The sequence below is a fragment of the Pseudomonas sp. S3_E10 genome (assembly GCF_054667615.1).
On sequence record NZ_CP162743.1, the window covers coordinates 1,083,121 to 1,106,376 of the forward strand.

At 59.8% G+C, this 23,256-nt stretch carries 19 protein-coding genes; 6 read left to right on the forward strand and 13 right to left on the reverse strand.

Going from position 1 to position 23,256, the window contains the following annotated elements; all coding sequences use genetic code 11:
• Positions 1–48 precede the first annotated feature (48 nt).
• The 3 genes from AB4N98_RS04720 to AB4N98_RS04730 all read left to right on the forward strand — a co-directional run bounded on the left by AB4N98_RS04720 (position 49) and on the right by AB4N98_RS04730 (position 5,649).
• The gene (locus tag AB4N98_RS04720) at positions 49–4,764 is read left to right on the forward strand and encodes an RHS repeat-associated core domain-containing protein (protein WP_460149278.1); all 4,716 of its coding nucleotides are present in this window, start codon (positions 49–51) and stop codon (positions 4,762–4,764) included.
• The gene (locus AB4N98_RS04725) at positions 4,761–5,165 is read left to right on the forward strand and encodes an Imm50 family immunity protein (RefSeq protein ID WP_065876990.1); all 405 of its coding nucleotides are present in this window, start codon (positions 4,761–4,763) and stop codon (positions 5,163–5,165) included. Before AB4N98_RS04720 ends, AB4N98_RS04725 begins: the two co-directional genes overlap by 4 nt.
• A 121-nt stretch (positions 5,166–5,286) precedes the next feature.
• On the forward strand, positions 5,287–5,649 hold the full coding sequence (locus AB4N98_RS04730; RefSeq protein WP_460149280.1) for an Mpo1-like protein: 363 nt from the start codon (positions 5,287–5,289) through the stop codon (positions 5,647–5,649).
• Between the two features lie 3 nt (positions 5,650–5,652).
• Here AB4N98_RS04730 and AB4N98_RS04735 read toward each other — a convergent pair whose 3' ends face one another.
• The 3 genes from AB4N98_RS04735 to AB4N98_RS04745 all read right to left on the reverse strand — a co-directional run bounded on the left by AB4N98_RS04735 (position 5,653) and on the right by AB4N98_RS04745 (position 7,621).
• The gene (locus AB4N98_RS04735) at positions 5,653–6,450 is read right to left on the reverse strand and encodes an acyl-CoA thioesterase (protein WP_068933719.1); all 798 of its coding nucleotides are present in this window, start codon (positions 6,448–6,450) and stop codon (positions 5,653–5,655) included.
• 89 nt (positions 6,451–6,539) lie between these two features.
• Entirely contained in the window at positions 6,540–7,301 is a 762-nt protein-coding gene (locus tag AB4N98_RS04740; RefSeq protein ID WP_068933721.1) for a CHAD domain-containing protein, read from the reverse strand.
• 41 nt (positions 7,302–7,342) lie between these two features.
• Complete coding sequence (locus AB4N98_RS04745; protein WP_003172685.1) at positions 7,343–7,621, reverse strand: hypothetical protein; 279 nt, start codon at positions 7,619–7,621, stop codon at positions 7,343–7,345.
• 215 nt (positions 7,622–7,836) lie between these two features.
• Between AB4N98_RS04745 and AB4N98_RS04750 the strand changes: the two genes are divergently transcribed.
• The gene (locus tag AB4N98_RS04750) at positions 7,837–8,874 is read left to right on the forward strand and encodes a patatin-like phospholipase family protein (protein WP_017526575.1); all 1,038 of its coding nucleotides are present in this window, start codon (positions 7,837–7,839) and stop codon (positions 8,872–8,874) included.
• A gap of 39 nt (positions 8,875–8,913) precedes the next feature.
• Here AB4N98_RS04750 and AB4N98_RS04755 read toward each other — a convergent pair whose 3' ends face one another.
• The 6 genes from AB4N98_RS04755 to kdpF all read right to left on the reverse strand — a co-directional run bounded on the left by AB4N98_RS04755 (position 8,914) and on the right by kdpF (position 16,873).
• Positions 8,914–9,603 carry a response regulator gene (locus AB4N98_RS04755; protein ID WP_017526576.1) on the reverse strand — a complete coding sequence of 230 codons (690 nt, stop codon included), beginning with the start codon at positions 9,601–9,603 and terminating at the stop codon, positions 8,914–8,916.
• A 37-nt stretch (positions 9,604–9,640) separates the two neighbouring features.
• Positions 9,641–12,292 (reverse strand): DUF4118 domain-containing protein, encoded by a 2,652-nt coding sequence (locus AB4N98_RS04760; RefSeq protein WP_460149281.1) that lies wholly within the window; start codon positions 12,290–12,292, stop codon positions 9,641–9,643.
• A gap of 94 nt (positions 12,293–12,386) precedes the next feature.
• Positions 12,387–12,932 carry a potassium-transporting ATPase subunit KdpC gene (kdpC, locus tag AB4N98_RS04765; protein ID WP_065876995.1) on the reverse strand — a complete coding sequence of 182 codons (546 nt, stop codon included), beginning with the start codon at positions 12,930–12,932 and terminating at the stop codon, positions 12,387–12,389.
• A gap of 75 nt (positions 12,933–13,007) precedes the next feature.
• Complete coding sequence (gene kdpB / locus AB4N98_RS04770) at positions 13,008–15,065, reverse strand: potassium-transporting ATPase subunit KdpB (protein ID WP_460149282.1); 2,058 nt, start codon at positions 15,063–15,065, stop codon at positions 13,008–13,010.
• Positions 15,066–15,079: 14 nt separating this feature from the next.
• Positions 15,080–16,774: a potassium-transporting ATPase subunit KdpA gene (kdpA, locus tag AB4N98_RS04775; protein WP_460149283.1), complete on the reverse strand. Its 1,695-nt coding sequence runs from the start codon at positions 16,772–16,774 to the stop codon at positions 15,080–15,082.
• A 9-nt stretch (positions 16,775–16,783) separates the two neighbouring features.
• The gene (gene kdpF / locus AB4N98_RS04780) at positions 16,784–16,873 is read right to left on the reverse strand and encodes a K(+)-transporting ATPase subunit F (protein ID WP_003218754.1); all 90 of its coding nucleotides are present in this window, start codon (positions 16,871–16,873) and stop codon (positions 16,784–16,786) included.
• Between the two features lie 411 nt (positions 16,874–17,284).
• On the opposite strand from kdpF, the gene eat reads away from it, so the two are divergent.
• Positions 17,285–18,649, forward strand: a complete 1,365-nt coding sequence (gene eat / locus AB4N98_RS04785; protein WP_017526581.1) for an ethanolamine permease — start codon at positions 17,285–17,287, stop codon at positions 18,647–18,649.
• Between the two features lie 110 nt (positions 18,650–18,759).
• The gene (locus tag AB4N98_RS04790) at positions 18,760–18,927 is read left to right on the forward strand and encodes a DUF2897 family protein (RefSeq protein ID WP_003172675.1); all 168 of its coding nucleotides are present in this window, start codon (positions 18,760–18,762) and stop codon (positions 18,925–18,927) included.
• Between the two features lie 6 nt (positions 18,928–18,933).
• Here the strand turns inward: AB4N98_RS04790 and AB4N98_RS04795 are convergent, their stop codons facing one another.
• The 4 genes from AB4N98_RS04795 to AB4N98_RS04810 all read right to left on the reverse strand — a co-directional run bounded on the left by AB4N98_RS04795 (position 18,934) and on the right by AB4N98_RS04810 (position 23,213).
• Positions 18,934–19,782, reverse strand: a complete 849-nt coding sequence (locus AB4N98_RS04795) for an urea carboxylase-associated family protein (protein ID WP_017526582.1) — start codon at positions 19,780–19,782, stop codon at positions 18,934–18,936.
• Between the two features lie 15 nt (positions 19,783–19,797).
• Positions 19,798–20,442, reverse strand: coding sequence for a GntR family transcriptional regulator (locus tag AB4N98_RS04800; protein WP_026067151.1), 645 nt, complete (start codon positions 20,440–20,442; stop codon positions 19,798–19,800).
• Positions 20,443–20,775: 333 nt separating this feature from the next.
• Positions 20,776–21,108: a ComEA family DNA-binding protein gene (locus AB4N98_RS04805; RefSeq protein ID WP_017526584.1), complete on the reverse strand. Its 333-nt coding sequence runs from the start codon at positions 21,106–21,108 to the stop codon at positions 20,776–20,778.
• Positions 21,109–21,218: 110 nt separating this feature from the next.
• Positions 21,219–23,213, reverse strand: a complete 1,995-nt coding sequence (locus AB4N98_RS04810; RefSeq protein ID WP_017526585.1) for a polysaccharide biosynthesis protein — start codon at positions 23,211–23,213, stop codon at positions 21,219–21,221.
• Between the last annotated feature and the right edge of the window lie 43 nt (positions 23,214–23,256).

Consider the following 23,256-nt stretch of genomic DNA (forward strand, 5'->3'; position numbering starts at 1 on the left):
ACCGCCGATGCACCTACCCGTTAATGCCCTGCTCGGTGGGGCTGCCTCTTGATTCCGGTCATAGGTCAGCTTGTCCTGTCTCCCATGAACGCCAAGGCGCCGGACGTTGAAGGCGTCTTGCGTGATTTGCGGGCATGTCTCAACACCTTTGACGACTGGGCCGAAAGCGTCTGGAGTGGCTCGGCGCTTGAGGTGGAGCAGGTTTTCAAAGTCGGCGAAGAGGTTGCGTTAATCGCGCCGGTTTCTTCCACAGAGCCCAGCGCTGTCGTCGCCAAGTGTGATGCCCAGGGCTCGCTCACCCTGCTGCACATGTTCGAAAGCACACGGTCGGTGCCTATCGGCAACACGCCGGTAGTGCTGCAGGCCATCGACCAGGATGGCAGCCCGACGGGACCGTCCATCCATCGAACCATCGGCCCCAGCGGCATTCTTGAAATCCAGGAATGTACCCGCGACCAGAAATACCAGATCACCTTTTATCCCAACGTTTCCAAGGATCACGTCAAGGCGCTGTATGCGTCTTATCAGTCGGTGATCGCGGAGCTGGAAACGCGCCTGCGTGATGAATGGGCCAAGACTTTCAAACCCCAGTGGGACAAGTTTGCCAACGCTACATCGTTGCAACGCAGCGCGATGCAGGGCATGGCGTTTTCCAGCGGTTTGGCTCAGGCGCTCTACAACCTGTGGGACAACGTTACGCAGGTGTATGAGCTGCTGGCGGATCTCAAGGCCAACAGCGAGAAGCTGTTGGCGTACATCTCCCAGGCTGAACTCGATGCGCTGCTGGCGCTCGGCAGCGACGCGATTGCCAACGGTTTGCTGGTGCTTAGTGATGAGCCGCTGCTCTTCATCTACCTGACAGCGATGGTCAGTTGGATACGCCTGTTGCCGCCGCCTGAGATGTACGAAGTACTCGGAGAAATCACCGGTGAGGTGTTGATCAATCTGCTGCTGATTTGGGCGACGGCGGGCACCGGCGTGGCACTGCGCTTGGGCGCCCAAACGCTGAGTTCCATCAAGTCCGTACGGGTGCGAGGGTTGTTGGAGTTGCTCGCCAAGCACCTTGTGGGGCCGAGATTGGAACTGCATGTCGAGACGGCTAAACCATTGCTGCTGGGCAGTGCGCCAACGCCGATCAAGACGATTCCGGTTGCGCCGTTGAAGGCTGGGGATCAGGTGGTCTCGAACCCTGTTCCGTTGGTTCGTAACAAGTCCCAGCAGACGGTGTTGGTTCGGCAGGAGCATGTCGATGATGTGCCGGTCGTGGCTACGAATCCCAAGGGTGACGCGGCGACTTCGGCGGACAAAACAGCGACCAATGGCTGCCCGGTGTCGATGGTCACTGGGGAGGAATTGCTCACCCTCACCGATGGTGTTTTGGACGGGATATTGCCGTTTGAGTGGACCCGTTTGTACCGCACCAGCGCGGTGGAAGTGGATGTTGGGCTGGGGTTTGGCTGGAGTCATTCGCTGGCGCAGCGGCTTTCTGTTTCGGGCGATTCGGTGGTGTGGACCGACCATGAAAACCGCGCTGTTTCGTTTCCACTGCCGACTTCTGCTCGGCCGGCGATCACCAATAGCCTGGCCGAAGCGGCGATCTATTTAGGTGCTTTGCCGGACGAACTGGTGCTGGCCCAGGCGTCGCGCTTTTATCACTTTCGCGACGGTGTGCTGGTCTCGATCAGCGATGCGTATGACAACCGCCTGCGGATTTCGCGGGATGTGTTGGGGCGTATTGCACGGTTGGATAACGGCGTGGGTCGCTCGCTGTGTTTGCGCTATGAACTGGGCCGCATGGTGGCGGTGGATTACCAGGTTCAGCGGGCCAAGGGGTATGAGCCTTACGAATGGATCACGGAACAGAACGTTGTTTCCTACGCCTATGACGACGCGGGACGACTGCTTTCGGCAACCAACGCCGTCGGCGAAAGCGAGGTTTATCGGTACGACGAGCAGCACGTCATTCTGGAGCGGGGCTTGGCCGGCGGGGCGAGTTTCTTCTGGGAATGGGAAAGAGCTGGCAAGGCGGCACGGTGTGTCCGGCATTGGGCCAGTTTTTCGCAGATGGACACGCGGTATGCCTGGGGTGAGGACGGCCGTGTTGTCGTGCATAACGCCGATGGCAGTCAGGAAGAGTATGTCCACGATGACCGGGCGCGGTTGGTGCAGCGTATCGACCCGGACGGCGCTCAGCACTTCAAATCCTACGATGACAAGGGTCGACTGACGGTCGAGCAGGATCCGCTCGGGGCGGTGACGGCGTATCAGTACGACGATGCCGGACGCTTGGTGGCGTTGTTTCCGGGAGATGATGAACCGACGTCCTACGAGCATGACAACGGCTTCGTACGGGTTGTGCGGCGTGGTGAAGCGGTCTGGAAGTACGAGCGTAACGACCAGGGCGACCTGACGCGTAGGACCGATCCCGATGGTGAGGTGACGGACTACAGCTACAACAAATACGGGCAACTGACGGGGGTTTGGTATCCCGATCACAGCTGTCATCGGCTGGTATGGAATGAACGCGGCCAGCTCATTGAAGAGCAACTGCCCAATGGCGGCGCCAAGCGCTATCGCTACGACGATCTGGGCCGCCAGATTGCCCGCGAGGATGAACAAGGCGGGCTGACCGGGTATCAGTGGGACAGCGTTGGCCGGTTGATTCGCATCGTGTTGCCGGGCGGTGCAACCCGCGAATACAGCTACAACCCCTATGGCAAAATCACTACCGAACGCGACGAACTCGGCCACGTCACCCGCTACGAATACGCCGACGGCCTGCACCTGATCAGCCGCCGCCTCAACGCCGATGGCAGCCAGGTCAACTACCGCTACGACAACGCTCGGCTGTTGCTCACCGAAATCGAAAACGAGGTCGGCGAAACCTACCGGCTCAACTACCACCCCAACGGCCTGATCCAGCAGGAAATCGGCTTCGACGGCCAACGCACCGCCTACGTCTACGACCTCAACGGCAACCTGCAGGAAAAAACCGAACACGGCGACGATGGCCGTCAGCTAGTTACCCTTTACCAGCGCGACCACGCCGGCCGACTCGTACGAAAAACCCTGCCCGACGGCAATACCGTTGATTACGCCTACGACCGCCAAGGCAACCTCCTCAGCGTCGACGACGGCCACTGGGCGCTGGCCTACGAGTACGACACACAAAACCGCCTGACCGCCGAGCATCAAGGCTGGGGCACCTTGCGTTATGGCTACGACGCCTGCGGTCAACTGCAACACCTGCGCTTGCCGGACAACAATCGACTGACCTTCAACCATGCCAAAGGCGGCCATCTCGCCACCGTTGAGTTGAACGGCACACTGCTGACTTCCCACCTTTTCAAAGCCGGCCAAGAGCACCAACGCCAACAAGGTCAACTGCTCAGCCACTACCACTACGACGACCAACACCGCCTGCACGCCCACACCATCACCCAACAGGAAAACCACCTCTACCAACGCCACTACGATTACGACAAATCCGGCAACCTCACCCGCCTGAACGACACCCGCAAGGGCGAACACCACTACCGCTACGACCCGCTAGCCCGCCTCACCCGCGCCGACCATTCGCAAGACCTGCACGAACGCTTCGGCCACACCCCAGCGGGCAATCTACTGATGCACGACCGCCCCGGCCCGGACATCGTCGCCGGCAATCGGTTGATGATCCAGGGCGACCGGCACTATGACTACGACGCCTTCGGCAACCTGATCCGTGAACGGCGTGGCAAAGGCCATCAACTCGTTACCGAGTACCGCTACGACTGCCAGCATCGCTTGATCGGTATTACACAACCCAACGGCCAGACCGCGAGTTACCGCTACGACCCGTTTGGGCGGCGCATCAGCAAAACCGTTGATGGCATAACGACCGAGTTTTTCTGGCAAGGCGAAAAGCTGATCGCCGAGCACCATGCGGATCGGCATCGCAGCTACCTCTACGAACCGGACAGCTTCCGTCCGTTGGCCTTACTGGAAGGGTTTGGTCCCAAAGAAACCAAGCCCTACCACTACCAACTCGACCACCTCGGCACGCCCCAGGAACTCACCGCTCCAGACGGAGAAATCGTCTGGTCCGCCCACTACCGCGCCTACGGCCAAATCAGCCGACTCGACATCGGAAAAATCGACAACCCGCTGCGCTTCCAAGGCCAATACTTCGACCCAGAAAGCGGGCTGCACTACAACCGCCATCGCTACTACAATCCGGATGTTGGTCGTTACCTGACGCCGGATCCGGTGAAGCTGGCGGGTGGGATCAACGCCTACCAGTACGTGCCCAACCCGACTGGATGGATTGACCCGCTAGGGCTAAATGCAAATTGTCCAGCAACAGGCAGAAAAAGCGCCGAATGTGAAAAACAAGCGGAACTAACTGCACCGGAAGTTTCTAGGAACGGGGCGTTTAAGCAAGCAAAGTCCGATGCCGGAATACCGAGAACACAACATCCGGAGCCGGTGTTTGATCCTAGATTGGGGAAAACCAGGCAATACTCAATGGTCACGATGAGAGACAGACAAAAAAATGAAGTTTTGGACGAACACGGCAAACCGATAATGACTCGGGAATACCTATTCACTCGTGGTGACCGCTTTCCAGTCTTGATTCAAGATCACGGAGCCGGACACAAATACTCAGATCCCGACGGTAAAGGAAATCAAACCGCGCATTTCAATCTTCGACCGAAAGAAAGACCTCGAACTGGCAAACTAGATGAAGCCAAAACCCATTACTACTTCAAGGATAAAAAATGAAGCACTGGAACGAGTTAAACGACACGATCTTTTTCAATAAAGTATTTACTTTCCCCGTGGAAATTGGAGAAATCACCCTCTACTCACTAACCATCGATAATGACAGACCCAATATCGGAATGGGTTTTGACATCAAAGAGTTACCGGACGCCCCACCAGAAAAATGGATTAAAGAAGGATATAACACTTGCAGGATAGGCTTGGATTTCGGAGGGGTAAGCGATGTAAAAATCGAAAATATCCCTACTCGCGAACCTCTGAGAATGAAAATAACCAAGCTTGAAGATCATTATGCAATCCACGCTAAATCCGGTACATCTACAATCGAATTAAAAGCCAAATACGTTTCTCTGTGCGGACCTTCCGTTTATATCTGCGATCCAGATTCCGCTGGTTATTAGCTTTTATAGCTTACGGACTTTGCTTTTTCTATGCCTCCCATAGCCAACCCCAATTCGCCGCCCCGCCCTCTCCCACCTAGACTCCATCCAAGCCATTTCAACGGACAGAGGATTCACCATCATGGGCAAACGTCATCCCAATCTCCCCGCCTGGCAATGGCGTAACTACCCCCGGAACCACCAGCACCCGACCAATCTGGCGCTGCATATGATTGCCGTGCCGCTGTTCATCATTGGTTTTCTGTTGATCGTGTCGGGTGTGTTCAGCCTGAGCCTGGCCAGTTTCGCGGTAGGCATCGTCGGTCTCCTCGCGGGCCTGGCGCTGCAGCGTCACGGCCATAGCCTGGAAGCCGAGGCGAGTGAGCCGTTCAGTGATCGTAAAGATGCGGTGCAGCGCCTGGTGGTCGAGCAGTTTGTGACGTTCCCGCGGTTTGTGTTGAGCGGTGGTTGGTGGCGCGCCTGGCGGCAACGCCATCGGCATTGAGGTTCAGGCGAAGACCACCACGGTCTGGCGGCTGAGGGCGATCAACTCGCCGGTTGGGCTCCACAGCGCGGCGGCGGCATGGCCGTAGCCGTCGCGGGCGTGTTCGATATTGACGTGGTATTGGCACCAATCGAGGGTCGTCAAGTTTTGTAAGGGCTGGATGAACTCGATGGTCCAGGTCAGGGTGCTGCCCGGCGCCGGTTTTTTCAGGTGCGGGAGCAAGGCCGGGGGCCAGGCATCGACCAGGGCGAGGATATGCGCTTCGGTCAGGGGTTCTTCTTTTACGTCACCACGCAAGCGTACCCAGCCGCCCATATCGCGGGATTTATTGCCGGTAAATGGCAGCCCGCCGACACTCCAACGCATTGCCATATGCCGCATGAATTCAGGGGTTACGCCCTTGATATAGGGCAGTTCCTGGCACTCGTCCCAATGTTTGAACACTGGCGGCGCTTCACTTGCCACATCAATTTCTGACTCACGGGACGCACCGAAGCTGGCCTGCACCAGCGTCGCCGTTTCACCGTTCTGCACCACGCGCCCGAGCAGTTGGCTGACCGCTTTGCCCTCGCGCAACACCTCGACGTGGTAACTGGCGGGCACGTCAGGCGCCACCGGGCCGACGAAGGTCACCGCCAGCGAGCGCAATGGACGATCGGCAGGCACCTGGGCGCGCAATGCTTCATATTGCAAAGCGGCGACCAGGCCACCAAAGGTCGCGCGCCCCTGGGCCCATTCGGCGGGGATGGTCACATCCAACGGGTTGCTACGGGCGGCGTCGAGCAAATCACTGAAGCGCATGGCGACCTCACGTCAAAAGAACAGATGGGGGATCTTAACCATCGGGCCGGCGAGGTACAGCGCTCATTCCGGCCAAAAGCCGGACCGATTCAGAAACATTCGGCGCTGAGTTTGTCCAGCACACGATCCGCCTTCCCTTCGGCCTTGACCATGGTTTTATGCCATATCGCCACGCAGGGTTGCAGGTCGGCTTGCTGTTCGGCCTGGGCCAGCCACTGCCAGCAGTCGTGCCAATCGCCCAGGGCTGCCTGGGCTTTCTTCAGGCGCGACATGGCGTTGGCAGGCAATCTGTCCAGTTCGGGATAGGCCTCGGCGGCGTAGCGCACACGCTTGATCAACAAGCGCAGGCGGTGGCGATCATGGTCGGGATCCTTCAGGGCCTCGTCGAGTGCCTGCCATTGCTTGGCCAGACGTTTCTCGACGCGCGAACGCAAGCCCTTGAGGAGTTTCTGATGTTCTGAGGCGCGAATAAAACGCGGGAAGGCATCCAGGATCAGCAGCAAATGCGCAAGTTGAGCACTTTGCGCCACCTGGCGATACGCATCGGGTTGCAGGCGCAAGCGCCGATCCGCCGCTGCGTGATGACCATGCTGATGCAGATAGGCCGCCAACACTTCACGGTCACGCAGCGGCGTGGTCAATTGGCCGACCGCGGCGGCGGCCATTTCAAGCTGTTCGACGCCTGGCAACCCACGCAAGGGGCGCAACAGGCTGCGCAGGCGCCGCACGGTGGTGCGCAAATCATGCAAGGCTTCATCGTCGGTGACGGCAGCAAGGCGAGCCTGGCAGCTCAGTAACCCTACTTCCAGGCCAATGACCTGAGCGACTAACTGATCGACCAACGCTGACATCCTGCCCTCACTTTCCGATGAAAAATCCTACTTGCTATACCTCAACGCCCGGCGCGCGACTCACGGATATAGAACCGCGCCTTCTCAGCCTTGTTGGAGCAACCTTCAAACGCTTCAAACTGTTGCTGGGTCTTGGCGCCCGTCAACAGGGATAAAGCCTTGGAGTAACTGACGGTGCCGGCAAACCCTTCTGCCTTGGCCAGGTCGAGCTCTTTCCAGGCGGCGTCCAATTGCGAGCCGCAGCTGTCGCGGTAGGCAGTCTTCCCGGCACAACCGGCCAGGGCCAGCATGATCACAGGCACACACATCCAGGCTTTCATCGATGACACCTCAAAAATAGAAAAACAGTCGTAGCGTGTAGACGTTACCTACGACAAAAAGTGCCTTGTCCATAGCCTGAAATCGGTAGTACCTATTGCCAGAGCATACCCGAGCCTAGTGGTTTTTCTGGAAAAATATTGCGCAGCTCAGCGAAGATTGAAGCCGCCCCCTCAATAGGTGCATTGTGGGCACCTGCCGATAAAGGACATGGACCATGAAGAAACGTGTTGCCTTGGTGCTGGGCTCCGGCGGCGCCCGGGGCTACGCCCATATCGGAGTGATCGAAGAGATCGAACGGCGTGGCTACGACATCGCCTGTATCGCCGGTTGTTCCATGGGCGCCGTGGTAGGCGGGATTTACGCCGCCGGCAAGCTGGATGAATACCGCCGCTGGATTGAAAGCCTCGATTACCTGGACGTACTGCGCCTGGTGGATGTGAGTTTTCGCCTGGGCGCAATTCGCGGCGAGAAAGTCTTCGGGCAGATCCGCAAGATCGTCGGCGATATCAATATCGAAGAGCTGCGCATTCCCTACACTGCCGTGGCCACCGACCTCACCAACCAGCAGGAGATCTGGTTCCAGGAAGGCTGCCTGCATCAGGCCATGCGCGCTTCGGCGGCGATCCCCAGCCTGTTCACCCCGGTAATGCAGGGCAACCGCATGCTGGTGGACGGCGGCCTGCTCAACCCGTTGCCGATCGTGCCGGTGGTGTCGAGCCACTGCGACTTGATCATTGCGGTCAACCTCAACGCCACTAACCAGAAGCACTACCAGTTGCCGGTGATCCAACGCCCGCCCGCGTTCAAGAGTCGCTTTAACAGCCTGGCCAAGTCATTGGGTTCGCACCTGCCGTTTCGTCGCAAGCAAGCCGAGCAGTTGATGAAACTCGAGCAGGAAGCCCTGCACGCCCAGGCCGCCGAGATCAACCCGTGGCTGGAATCGGCCGAACCCGAATCCCAGCAACCCGCCGCCGCGCCGGAAAAACCCGGCGCGCCGAAGTCGGCCACCGGGTCGTTCATCATCGACAACGTGGGGCCGGCGTCGCTGCTGGACCTGATCAACCAGAGTTTCGAAGTGATGCAAACGTCGCTGGCCCAGTACAAGATCGCGGGCTACCCGCCCGATGTGTTGATCAACGTGCCGAAGCGGGTGTGCCGGTTCTTCGAGTTCTACAAGGCGCCGGAATTGATCGCCCTGGGGCGGGAGATTGCCAGTGACACATTGGATCGATATGAGAGTGAGCAGCCTTGAACGCGATAGCGGCGGTTCAGACAACGAAATGCATCAGGCTCAAGCACTGAGCAACCGATACCCCACCCCCGCCTCGGTCACGATAAACCGTGGCTGAGTGGGGTCATCCGCCAGCTTCTGGCGTAGATGGCCCACCACGATACGCAAGTAGTGGCTGTCTTCGGTATGGGTAGGGCCCCAGATATCCTTGAGCAGTTGCTGCTGCGTAATCACCCGTCCCGCATGCCGCGCCAGCTGCGCCAGCACTGCATATTCCTTGCGGGTCAGCGCCACTTCGGCACCGTCCAGCAACACGCGGCGATAGGCCAGGTCCACCGTCAACGGGCCAAAATTCAACGCCGCTTCCTGCGCCTCCCCCGCTGGCGCCTGGCGCAGCAATGCGCGCACCCGAGCGAGGAACTCCTGGATGCCAAACGGTTTGGTCACGTAATCGTTGGCGCCACCGTCGAGGGCTTCGACTTTCTGCCCTTCGCTGGCGCGCACCGACAATACCAGCACCGGCACCGTCGACCATTCGCGAAACTCACGTAGCACCTGCTGGCCGTCCATGTCCGGCAGCCCGAGGTCGAGCACCAGCAGGTCCGGTTTGTTCAATGCTGCCTGGGCCAGGCCTTCGTTACCGGTACCGGCCTCGATCACTTTGTAGCCCTGGGAGGCCAGGCTGATGCGCAAGAATTTGCGGATCTGCGGTTCGTCATCAATGACCAAAATCGTCGCGGTCTGGCTCATGGTGTCCAATCAAAATACGAGGAGCAAAGAGGGTAGCTCACGAGTCGCGCTCCAGGCCAGGCTGTGTCGGCAACGGCAGGAACAGCGTGATGCAGGTACCGCGCCCTTCGATGCCATCGGCCACGCTGATGTGCCCACCGTGCGCGCCGACCATGCCCTGGCAAATCGCCAGGCCCAGGCCCGTGCCCTGCCCGCCTCGATCGCCACGCGCAGCGGTGTAGAACATATCGAAAATCTTCACGCGCTCGTCCTCGGGAATCCCAGGCCCCTCATCGGCCACGGCGAAAAACAGCTGGTTATCCAACACCCCCGCGCTCAATTGCAAACGGCCCTGGGGCGGCGAAAAACGAGCGGCGTTTTCCAGCACATTCACCAGGGCCTGCTCGATCAGCGCCGCATGCACGTACAACAACGGCAACTCGGGCGGCACGTCGGTGCTTACCTGCAACGGCGCCAGCACCGCGCGCAAGCGGCCGAGGGCGCTGCCGACGATATCGCCGGGCGACACCCAATCGCGCGCCAGCTTCAGCGCGCCGTGCCCCAGGCGGGTCATGTCCAGCAGGTTCTGGATATAGCGGTCGAGGCGCTCGGCCTCGTCGCGGGTGCCTTCGAGCAACTCGCGGCGATCCTCCAAGGGGATGGCCTCTCCCAGCGCCAGCAGGCTGTCGATGCTGCCGCGCATAGAGGTCAACGGCGTGCGCAAATCATGGGACACAGAGGCGAGCAAGGCGCTGCGCAGTTGCTCGGTTTCGCCGTGCAAGCGCGCTGACTCCAGTTCCTGCGCCAATTGAGCCCGGGCCAGCGCCTGAGCCAGCGGCTGGCTCAAAGCCGTGAGCAAACGCCGACGTTGGCCGCTCAGTTCCAGCCCTGGTTTGGCGCTGACACCGAGCAAGCCCAACGGGCCTTCTTCACCTGACAACGGCCACCACCACCAGCGCCCAAACGGCAAGGTGCCAGTGCCCATACCGGCGGGTTGATCATGCTGCCAGGCCCAGTCGGCGGCAGCGCGTTCAGATTCGCTGAGGGTCAGCGGGCCGCCCGTCTCAATTTTCCAGCCACCCTGACCATCGCGATTGAGCAGGCACAGGTCCAGGTCGCTCCAGCCCTCCAGGTGATGGGCCGCAGCGCTGACCACCGCCTGACGATCGGTGGCGGCGGTGAGTTTGCGCGACAGGTCGAGCAGTTCGCTGGTTTCTTCCTGTGTGTCTCGCAAGGCTTGCAGTTGTCGGCGCTGGCGGGCGGCGAGGTTGCCGGTGAGCGCGGCCATCAGCAGGAAAAACAGCAGGGTCAGCACGTCTTCTTCGCGCTGGATGGCGAAGGAAAAATTCGGCGGGATAAACAGAAAGTCGTATGTGAGAAATGACAACGCCGCACACACCAGGGACGGTCCCAGGCTGCTACGCACCGCGACCAGCAGCACGGCGGCGAGAAACACCAGCGAGATATTCGGCAGCGGCAACACACTGGACACCGCCCACGCCATCGCGGCGGCCACGACGGTGGCAACCACCGCCAGGGCGTAATCGAACCACACCAGTCCACGCACCTCCGGCAAGCGTGGCGGTGCCGGCGTGTCGTCGCTGTCGAGCACGTTGATTTCCAGGCTTCGGGCATTGCGCAGCAGGCGCGACGCCAGGCCGCCACCAAACAGGCGACGATGCCAACGCATTCGCGACTGCCCCACCAACAACAGACTGGCGCGACGTTCGAGGGCGTGCTGGATAAGCGTCTTGGCCACCTCCCCCGCCCGTAGCAACACCACCTCCCCACCCAGGCGCTCGGCCAGTTGCTGAGCGTTTTGCAAGCGCAGGCGCGACTGCTCATCCCGCGCACGGCCGTTATCGATATGCACCAGGCTCCACGGCAGGTGCCGACGCTGCGCCACACGACTGGCATGCCGCACCAGGCGTTCGGCCTGCGCGTCGCCATCCACGCCCACCAGTAAACGGCCGCGCACAGCCGGGGCGGCCTGGCCAAGTTGGCGATAACCCTGGGCCAAGTCGTCGTCGACATGGGCCGCGGCGGTCTGCATCGCCAGCTCGCGCAAGGCCATCAGGTTGGTCTGGGTGAAAAACGCGTCGATGGCGGCACGCGCCTGTTCCGGCACATACACCTTGCCATCACGCAGGCGCTCCAGCAGCTCGCGCGAAGGCAGGTCGATCAGCAGCAGTTCATCGGCCTCTTGCAGCACCCAGTCGGGCAAGGTTTCACGCACTTGCACGCCAGTGATGCCGCGCACCTGGTCGTTGAGGCTTTCCAGATGCTGGACGTTGACCGTGGTGAACACGTTGATACCGGCGGCGAGCAGTTCCTGAATGTCTTGCCAGCGCTTTTCATGGCGGCTGCCGGGAGCATTGCTGTGGGCCAGTTCATCCACCAGTACCAGCTTGGGCTTGGCGGCGAGCAGGCCGTCGAGATCCATTTCTTCGAGCATCACGCCACGGTACTCGCTGCGCAGCAACGGTTGTTGCGGCAGACCGCTGAGCAGGGCCTCGGTCTCGGCGCGGCCGTGGGTTTCGACGACGCCGGCGATCAGCTTCACGCCCTGGCGCAGTTGAGTGTGGGCGGCCTGAAGCATGGCGTAGGTCTTGCCCACGCCGGGCGCGGCGCCGAGGAAGACCTTGAGCCGGCCACGGCCGTTGCGGGGTAAGTCGGCTAACAGGGCGTCGGCGCGGCCGGAGTCGCTCATGCGTGGGGTTCCTTCAGGTGTTGATATCGTCAGTTCAATCACGATCAAAATGTGGGAGCAAGTCGAATCGTCGCACCGCCCCTCCCACAAGGGTTCAGAGTTTTTCCAGGGCCATGTTCAGTGCCAGTACATTCACCACCGGCGGGCCCACCAACGGGCTTTCGGTGTGCTCATCCAACAGCCGTTGCAAGGTCGACACCGGCAGATTCCGCGCCGCCGCCACCCGCGCCAGTTGATAGGCAATCGCCTCGGGTGGCAAGTGTGGATCAAGACCGCTGCCGGAGGTAGTCAGCGAGGCTAAAGGCACCGGGCCCTGGCCGGGCACCTGCTGTTTGTTGGCGTCGTCGAACACGCGGGTGGCCAGCGCCGGGTTGCTCGGGCCGAGGTTACTGGCGCTGCTGGAAACCGTCGCAAAGGCGCCGGCCGAAGGACGCGGGTGGAACCAGCTGTCACCGCTAAAGTCCTGGGCGATCAGGCTGGAGCCGCGCACTTTGCCACTGGCATCGCGCACTAGGCTGCCATTGGCCTGGTCGGGAAAAGCGACCTGAGCGACGCCGGTCACCACCAGAGGGTAGGCGACGCCGGTGACCAGGGTCATGAGCACCAGCAGGCTCAGGGCCGGACGGATGATGTTGGACATATTCAAATCCTCAATTGAGTCGAGAAACCCTGTGGCGAGCGAGTGTGCTCCCTCGCCACATAAGCACCGTTCGGGTTACACCAGGTGCAACGCGGTCAACAGCATGTCGATGGCCTTGATGCCCACGAACGGCACCAGCAGCCCGCCCAGGCCGTAGATCAGCAGGTTGCGCCGCAGCAACGCCGCCGCACTCGCCGCCTGCACCCGCACGCCACGCAGCGCCAGGGGAATCAGCACCACGATGATCAGCGCGTTGAACACGATGGCCGAAAGGATCGCGCTTTGCGGGCTCTGCAGATGCATCACGTTGAGCACGCCCAACTGCGGGTAGATCGCGGCAAACAGCGCCGGCAGGATCGCGAAGTATTTGGCCACGTCGTTAGCGATGGAAAACGTGGTCAGCGCGCCACGGGTCACCAGCAACTCCTTGCCGATCTGCACCACATCCAAGAGCTTGGTGGGATCGCTGTCGAGGTCGACCATGTTGGCGGCTTCGCGGGCGGCCTGGGTGCCATCGTTCATCGCCATGCCCACGTCGGCCTGGGCCAGCGCCGGCGCGTCGTTGGCGCCGTCACCGCACATGGCGACCAGGCGACCGTCGTTCTGCTCATGGCGAATACGCGCGAGTTTTTTCTCTGGGGTGGCTTCGGCCAGTACGTCATCCACGCCTGCTTCTGCGGCAATCGCGGCGGCGGTCAAGGGGTTGTCGCCGGTCACCATCACGGTGCGGATGCCCAGTTTGCGCAACTCGGCGAAACGTTCGCGGATGCCGGGCTTGACCACGTCCTTCAGGTGGATCGCACCGAGCAGTTTGCCATCGACGCAGACCAGCAACGGCGTGCCCCCGCTTTGGGCGATTTTGTCGATTTCCCGCGACAACGCCGGTGGCAAATCACCGCGTGGCTGGCCGATGAATGCGAGCAGCGAGTCCACCGCGCCTTTGCGGAATATGCGGCCCTGGTAGTCGACACCGGACAAACGGGTTTCGGCACTGAACGGCACGGCGGTCAACTCATCCAGGGACGGCTCGGCCTGGGGATGCAGGGCGCGCAAGTACTCGACAATGGATTTGCCTTCCGCCGTGTCGTCCGCCAGGGAGGCGAACAGCGCGCCTTCGGCCACCTCACGCCCGCTGACGCCAGGCGCCGCGACCACCGCCGCGCAACGCCGGTTACCAAAGGTGATGGTGCCGGTTTTGTCCAGCAGCAACACATGCACGTCGCCGGCAGCTTCCACGGCGCGGCCGGATTTGGCGATCACATTGAGGCGCACCAGGCGGTCCATACCGGCGATGCCGATGGCCGACAACAAGCCGCCAATGGTCGTCGGAATCAGCGTCACCAGCAGTGCGACCAGGAACACCAGCGGCAAGCTGCCATTGGCGAAGTGGGCGAACGGCTGCAGGGTGACGACCACCAACAAAAAGATCAGCGTCAGACCGATCAGCAGAATATCCAGCGCAACTTCGTTGGGGGTTTTCTGGCGTTTGGCGCCTTCCACCAACGCGATCATGCGGTCCAGGGTCGACTCGCCCGGGTTGGCGGTGATGCGGATCAGCAGCCAGTCCGAGACCAGGCGTGTATTGCCGGTGACGGCCGAACGGTCACCGCCGGACTCGCGGATTACCGGGGCGGACTCGCCGGTGATCGCCGCTTCGTTGACCGCCGCGATGCCTTCGATGACCTCGCCGTCACCGGGGATCATCTCCCCAGCGGCAACACGCACCACATCGCCTTTGCGCAGGCTGGTGGCCGGCACCACCTTGAAACTGCCGTCGGCCTCCTTGCGCCGTGCACTGAGGCCCTCGCTGCCGGCCTTGAGGCTGTCGGCGCGGGCCTTGCCGCGGCCTTCGGCCAAGGCTTCGGCGAAGTTGGCGAACAGCACGGTGAACCACAGCCACACGGCGATTTGTACGGCGACAAACGTGGGCACGGCGGTATCAGGCACAAAGCACAGCACGGTCGTGAGGATCGCGGTCAGCTCAACCACCAGCATCACCGGTGAGCGTTGCAACTGGCGCGGGTCCAGTTTGACGAACGCCTGGATCAGCGCCGGGCGCCACAGCGCGGAAATGGCGGTTTTGGCAGGCGCCTGAGTATTGGTCGGGGCCGCGTTTTTTGCAGGCATATTCATCTTCATATCCCCTTTTAGAAGCCCATGCTCAGGTGTTCAGCAATAGGGCCCAACGCCAGCGTCGGCAGGAAAGTCAGGCCGCCCACCAGCAAAATGGTCACGGTCAACAGGGTCACGAACAGCGGTCCGTGGGTGGGGAAGCTGTTCTGGCCAATCGGTGCGCTCTTTTTCATCGCCAGGCTGCCGGCCAGGGCCAGTACCGGGAGGATGTAGCCGAAGCGCCCGATCAACATGCCCAGGCCAAGCATCAGGTTGTGAAACGGCGTATTGGCGCTGAAGCCCGCGAACGCCGACCCGTTGTTGGCGCTGGCCGAGGTGTAGGCGTACAGCAACTGGCTGAAACCATGGGGGCCAGGGTTGCTGATGGCACTGGCCGGGCCTGGCAGGCTGGCGGCAATAGCACCGAGCACAAGCACGCCCACCGGCATCACCAACAGCGTCACGACGAGTAACTGCACTTCTTTGGCCTGGAGTTTTTTGCCGAGGTATTCCGGGGTTCGACCGATCATCAGGCCGGCCAGGAACACCGCAATCAACACGTTGAGCAACATGCCGTACATACCCGCGCCGACGCCGCCGAAGATCACTTCGCCGACCATCATGTTGACCAGCGCCACCATCCCACTCAGAGGGCTGAGGCTGTCTTGCATGCCGTTGACCGAACCGTTGGACGCCGCCGTGGTGGTCACCGACCAGAGCACCGTGCCGGTGGTGCCGAAGCGCGCTTCCTTGCCTTCCAGCGGCGCGGTTTGCTCCACGGCCGGGTTGTTCAGGCTCGGGTTGGGCTGGTACTCAGCCCACAGTGACGTCGCGCCGCCGATCAGGAACAGCGCGAGCATGCAGCCCAGAATGGCGCGGCTCTGGCGCAAGTCTTTGACGTAGTGGCCGAAGGTGAACACCAATGCCACCGGGATCAGGATGATCGACGCCACTTCAAACAGATTGGCCCAGGCGGTAGGGTCTTCAAACGGGTGCGCCGAGTTGACGCCGAAGAAGCCACCACCGTTGGTACCCAGTTGCTTGATCGCGATCTGACTGGCCGCCGGGCCCAGCGGGATCACCTGATCCACGCCTTGCATCGTCACGGCATCGACGTAATGGGCGAAGGTCTGCGGTACGCCCTGCCACACCAGGAACAGTGCCAGCACCAGGCACAACGGCAACAGCCCGTAGAGGGTGGCGCGGGTCATATCGACCCAGAAGTTACCGAGAGTCTGAGAAGATTTGCGACCAATCCCACGGCATAACGCGACCAGGACTGCCAGACCAGTGGCTGCACTGACGAAGTTCTGCACGGTCAGGCCGGCCATCTGGCTGAGGTAACTCAGGGACGCTTCGCCGCTGTAGTTCTGCCAGTTAGTGTTGGTCATGAAACTGACTGCGGTGTTGAAGGCCAGCGTCCATTCCTGGCCCGGCAATTTCTGCGGGTTCAGTGGGAGAGATCCCTGGAACAGCAAAATCGCGAACAGCAGCAAAAAGCCCGCAAGGTTGAACGCGAGCAACGCCAACATGTATTTGCGCCAGCTTTGTTCCTGCTGCGCGTCCACGCCGGCCAGGCGATAACAGGCCCGCTCGACAGGCCCCAGCAGCGGGCTGAGCCACGTGCGCTGGCCTTCCATCACCTTGTAATAGAACCGCCCCAGGAACGGCGCCGGCACCAGCACCACGGCAAAGAAGGCGATGATCAGCCAATAGTCATAACTGTGCATAGCCCGCTCCTAGTTCCGATCCGCGCGTAACAGCGCAACCAGCAGATAAATGAACAGCGCCACGGCCAATAGCAGTGACACCCCGTCCAGAACGCTCATGGAAGTCTCTCCGTTTAGCGGCGAGTGCCGCGTGTGGGGCAATTGTCCGCAGGAGTGGCGTAAAGGAACGAGAGCATGAGGGTAGGCGGGGCGTAAAGATGGCGTAAAGAGTGGGTTTATGCGGGGTTTACGCCGGGGTATTCGGCGTTTGGGCGGGCGTTATCGGGAGCAAGCCCCTTCCCACATTGAACCGTATTCCAAGGATGTATCCGGTCAACATGTGGGAGGGAGCTTGCTCCCGATAGCGCCGGCACAGTCACCGCCGCACCCCTCTGGTGCAACGCCGAGAAATTTCAAACGCCAAACCGTCCCCCAGGCGACAGTTGCGTCGCTTTACGACAATGATTCTCAGGCTGGCATGGCCGCTGCAACACCTTGAATCATTCCAAACCGTTCCGGGAGCGCAGCACAATGAACACACAACTCAAACCCACCTTGGGCACCCTGCACTTATGGGGCATTGCCGTCGGGCTGGTGATTTCCGGGGAGTATTTCGGCTGGAGCTACGGCTGGGGCGTGGCCGGGACCTTGGGCTTTCTGGTGACCTCGTTGATGGTCGCCGCGATGTACACCTGCTTTATCTTCAGTTTCACCGAGCTGACCACCGCAATTCCCCATGCAGGCGGCCCGTTTGCCTACAGCCGCCGCGCCTTTGGTGAGAAAGGCGGCTTGATTGCGGGGCTCGCCACTTTAATCGAATTCGTCTTCGCCCCACCCGCTATCGCGTTGGCCATCGGCGCTTATCTGAACGTGCAGTTTCCGGCGCTGGACCCGAAACACGCGGCCGTCGGCGCCTACATCGTGTTCATGGGCCTGAACATCCTCGGCGTGAAACTCGCCGCCACCTTCGAACTGGTGGTGTGCGTGCTCGCCGTGGCCGAGCTGTTGGTGTTCATGGGTGTAGTCGCGCCAGCCTTCAGCTTCAGCAATTTCGCACTGAACGGCTGGGCCGGTTCCGACACGTTTGGCGCCCCGGCGATTGCCGGGATGTTTGCGGCAATTCCGTTTGCCATCTGGTTCTTCCTCGCCATCGAAGGCGCGGCCATGGCCGCCGAGGAAGCGAAAGATCCGAAGCGCACCATTCCAAAGGCCTACATCAGCGGCATCCTCACCCTGGTGATCCTGGCCATGGGCGTGATGTTCTTCGCCGGCGGCGTGGGTGACTGGCGCACCCTGTCGAACATCAACGACCCGCTGCCACAGGCGATGAAAACCGTGGTGGGCGACAGCTCCGGCTGGTTGCACATGCTGGTGTGGATCGGCCTGTTTGGCCTGGTGGCCAGCTTCCACGGGATTATCCTTGGCTACTCGCGCCAGTTCTTTGCCCTGGCTCGCGCCGGTTATCTACCGTCTTTCCTCGCCAAACTGTCGCGTTTTCAGACGCCCCATCGCGCCATCATCGCCGGTGGTGTCGTCGGTATTGCCGCCATCTACAGCGACGGCCTGATCAACCTGGGCGGCATGACCCTGACCGCGGCGATGATCACCATGGCCGTCTTCGGCGCCATCGTGATGTACATCATGAGCATGCTCAGCCTGTTCAAACTGCGTAAGACCGAACCGCTGCTGGAACGCACCTTCCGCGCACCGGGTTATCCAATCGTGCCCGGCATTGCGCTGGTACTGGCGGTGGTGTGCCTGGTGGCGATGGCCTGGTTCAACACGCTGATCGGCCTGATCTTCCTGGGCTTTATGGCGGTGGGTTTTATCTATTTCCAACTGACCGCGCAGGACCGTGCCGATGCACCGGTGGACGCAATGTTGACCGGGCTCTAAGGTTTCGAGGCAGAACGGGACTACACTGAACTACTCAGAAAGCCCGTTACTCAAAGCAGCTATTGCCGTGGGAAAATTCTCCCACGGCAAGCTGCCTCAAGGAGAGCCTTATGCCGTGGTATGCGTGGTTGATTATGGTGGTTGCGATCGGGTCGATCGTCGGTGGGCTGATGATGCTGCGTGACAGCGCCAACAAGGTGGAGCTCACCGACGAACAACGCAAACGCGTAGCCGAGCGCAACGCCCAGGCGGATGCCAAGGATGCGCAGGATCGCTAGGGCTGCTTACTCCCAGTCCGCCTTGGCGATATGCAACCCGTGCTGCCCCTTATAGGCAGCACGCTCCGGCTGGCTCCAGCCGCTCAATAGTTCATCCTCCAGCTTATAGATCTCAACCCCAAGCGGACGGCAGACCGTCAGCGGGTCCTGTGCATCCGGCCCCCACATGGGCAGCGACAAATCCCCACCCGGGCACGTCGACAGCGCGCACAACACATCTATCTCGGCAAAAAACTCCAGGTAATCGCCCTTCTGCGCCGGGCACGCCTTCATGAAATACATGTCGTCGTGATTCAGGCCCGTACATTGGAAGATATTCAGCACGTCATGCACATCAAACTCTGTCAGACCGTGGGGTAATACCGCACGGGTCAGGTTCGAATGGCAATGGTGATGGAAGTCCTCACCGGTCAACATGCGGTTCACATAGGGATCGCAACGCGTGCCCAGCAAATCGTGCAGGCGCCCGCCGTGTTCATCGATGCCGTAACTGGCCAGGCTGTCATCGGTGATGGTTACCAGAGGCCGCAAAAATGGCAGGTTCGACCACAGCCGATCATGGGTGCTGACATGCGCCCCCTGCAACTGGCGAGTACGCGCCGCCCACAGACGCTCGCGCGGATCATGGGCATTCCACACGTTAAAATCCCCCACCTGCGGCCCCACCGGCGTGGTCACACGAAACACATGCCCTGCCGGCACCTTCCACGCTTTGCCCGTTCGAATCGGTACCTCGAACTGCTCGATCAACGTACGTTTATCCGCCCGATCACGAATACGCTCATAAAACGCAGTGTCGACCTGCAGCGCTGAACCCTTACTGACCTGATAAGCGGCCGGATAGTCTTTGTACATGGTGCAAGTCCTCGATCAGGGATAGGAAAACAGGGCCAATGACAGGCGTTCCGAATCATCCAGGTACAAGCTCATCGCCTCCCCTGCCGCCGGCTTGTCTTGCTGGACCAATAATTGATAAATCTCACGGTCACGCTCCAGCCAGGGCGATTGAAAACGCTGCTCATCAGGCGCCGCGCAAAACACCAGGCGCAGTTGCGCGATGACTTGGGCGAAAAACTCATCGAACAACGGGCTGCGCATCAACCCCACAATCTGCTGATGGAACAGCAAACTGTGAGTCGCCACGGCTCGCCAATCTTCACGTTCGCGAGCCAGGGTGGTGGCGTCAATCGCGTTTTGCATGCACTCCGATTGCTGCAGGGTGAGCGCACCGCTCAGGGCTATGGCCTGCAATTCAAGGGTGCGACGGACGACGAATAAATCCCGCACCTCTGCGCGCTCCAATCGTCGGACCACCACCCCCTTATTGCGCACATAGCGGGTCAGCCCTTCCTGCCCCAGGCGATGCAAGGCTTCCCGGATGGTATTGCGCGACGCGTTATAGGCCTTGACCAATTCCACCTCCACCAACGCCATACCCGGCAACAGCCGCCCACCGATGATATCGGCGCGCAACTCCAGAGCTATCTGGTCGGCTAAAGACAAACTGAGCGTCATGGCTACCTCGGGATTGTTGAACAATCTTTCGGGTAGATGTAATCACTTTTCATGCCAAGGCCGGCGCACGAGGGGAAATACAGAGTGGTTAACTTGCGAGTCTGTAACCGAGGCTGCGCTATGTTTTTTTCTAACGGCTATGTAAAACGGCATCAGGGAATGGATGTGAGCAAAAGCGCTTGGCGACAATGTCGACCCTGATGGTCGCATTGGGGTTGGCGAGAAGTGGAAAACGCAAAATTGGCGAACCGCGTCATGAACAGGCTGCGGGGAAGAGCTAAGGCACAGGTTTCGAAATGGCAAAAAGGCCGGCCAACGACCGGCCCCCTTTACTTAATTGACAACAAGCCTTTCGCGGTTCTTTTCCAGCAACGCTTTACCGATGCCTTTTACTTCCAGTAACTCGTCCACCGCCGTAAACGGGCCGTTACTTTCGCGGTAAGCGATGATTGCCTTGGCTTTGGCGGCACCAATACCGAACAGGTCGCGACGCAGGGTTTCGGCATCAGCGGCGTTGAGATTGACTTTGGCGGATTGCTCGGCCTGGCTCATCTGCGCCGAGACAGGGGCTGGGGCTTCGGGTTTGATGGAAGGGGCTGCGGTGGTCGCAACCGAAAACGCGGTGACGACGGCAAAGATCAGGGAAGAGATGTAGGTATTTTGCATTGGTGACGCTCCATGACATCGGTAGAAGAGAAGCAGCTTTCCGAAGCTGCTTTTCAAACTTAGGCGATGTCTGGAAGGAGTCAAAAACCCAGGCGTTACAGAGTGTGAGCTTAAGGCTCCAAACGGCGCTGTTGAAAAATAAGATCGACGATTTCACCATCCGGCGAATAGCCACTTACCGTGTCGCGCAGCAGCTGTCGAACACGGGAGTAATCGTCCTGATCCAAGGCCCCCAACAGTTCGTTCAACTTACCTTTGAGAAGATCCCAAGCCAGATGATCTTCATTGGCGCTCATGATCATCGGGTGCTGAGTTGCAACTACGTTGTCGCCGATAAGTAATTCTTCGTAAAGCTTTTCACCGGGGCGCAGTCCTGAAAACTCGATGGCGATATCGCCATGAGGGTTTTTATCAGAGCGCACACTGAGGCCCGACAAATGAATCATCTTCTCAGCGAGCTCGACAATCTTCACCGGCTCGCCCATGTCTAGCACGAATACGTCGCCGCCCAAGCCCATGGAACCGGCCTGAATTACCAACTGCGCAGCTTCCGGAATAGTCATGAAGTAGCGGGTGATTTTCGGGTGAGTGACGGTCACCGGGCCACCCGACTTGATTTGCCTGTGGAACAGCGGAATCACCGAGCCAGAGGAGCCAAGGACATTGCCGAAACGCACCATGGTGAATCGGGTCTTGTTAACGCGCGAGACGTTTGAATTGTCGCCAAACAATACGGGGGCTACCTCTCGACTAAGGGCTTGCAGCGTCAGTTCGGCGAGGCGCTTCGTACTGCCCATCACATTGGTCGGGCGGACCGCCTTATCGGTAGAGATCAGCACGAAATTGGCGACGCCCGTCTGCAATGCGGCTTGCGCCGTATTCAGTGTGCCCATGACATTATTCAACACGCCTTCGGCGATGTTGTGCTCCACCATCGGCACATGTTTGTACGCGGCAGCGTGATAAACAGTGCTGATGTGCCAGGCTTTCATGACATCGAGCAACTTGGATTGGTTACGCACCGAACCCAGGATGGGTAAAATTTTGACCGGTAGCGACTCGCGGTTAATACGCTCTTCGAGTTCGCAAAGGATGCTGTATAAATTGAACTCACTGTGTTCGAACAGCAGCAGCGATTTAGGGCGCAGTGGAAGAATCTGCCGGCACAGTTCTGAACCAATTGACCCACCCGCCCCCGTTACCATCACGTTCTGCCCTTTGATACAGCGTTCGAGCAATTCGTGCTGGGCTGGCACCGTGTCCCGACCCAAAAGGTCTGCAATATCGACTTCCTGGATATCGTCGACCTTCACCCTGCCACTGGCCAAGTCCATGAAGCCGGGAACACTGCGCACATGCAGAGGGAAACCTTCAAGAAACCCGAGGATTTCACGGCGGCGACCGCGGTTGGAGGATGGAATAGCCAGCAGTATTTCCTGCGCCCCCGTGGCATCGATCATGCGTTGAATGTGCTTGGGCTTATACACTTGCAGCCCGGAAATAACGCGCTCGGAAATACTAGAATCATCATCAATAAAAGCCACCGGCCGCATAACACGCCCCATTCGCAAGGCGGCTACCAATTGATTGCCGGCAGCGCCTGCGCCGTAGATGGCGACGCGCGGCAGCCCATCCTCACGATTAGTAAACGGCACATGTTGCGCAGCGGAAAACCAATCACCCAAGAAGTATTGGCGCATGCCAAGTCGCACGCCGCCTACCATGATCAGACTGAGCCACCAGTAGTTGAAAATAATGGAGCGCGGAACCACATTTTGATGGTTGCTGTACCAGTAAACCACCACGCCAAGAATGAGCGAAGACAAGCTGACCGCCTTGATAATCGCGATCAATGCGTCGTTGCCGAAGTAGCGCATCACAGCACGGTACATACCAAAGCGAATGAACAGCGGAATTGAAATCACTGGAGCGGCAATGAACAACCAGAGGTGAAGACGAACCGGGTTGGCCAATTCATCGATGCCCAGGCGTACAACGAAAGCAAGCCATAAGGCAGCCCAAACGACAAACACATCCGTGCCGACCTGAATCAGTCGTTTTTTTCGTCTAGGCAAAGCGACCAAGTAGGCCCTTAACTTATCCATAGCGTTTTCAAACACCTCTTAACATCCTAATGCTTTGCCTTGG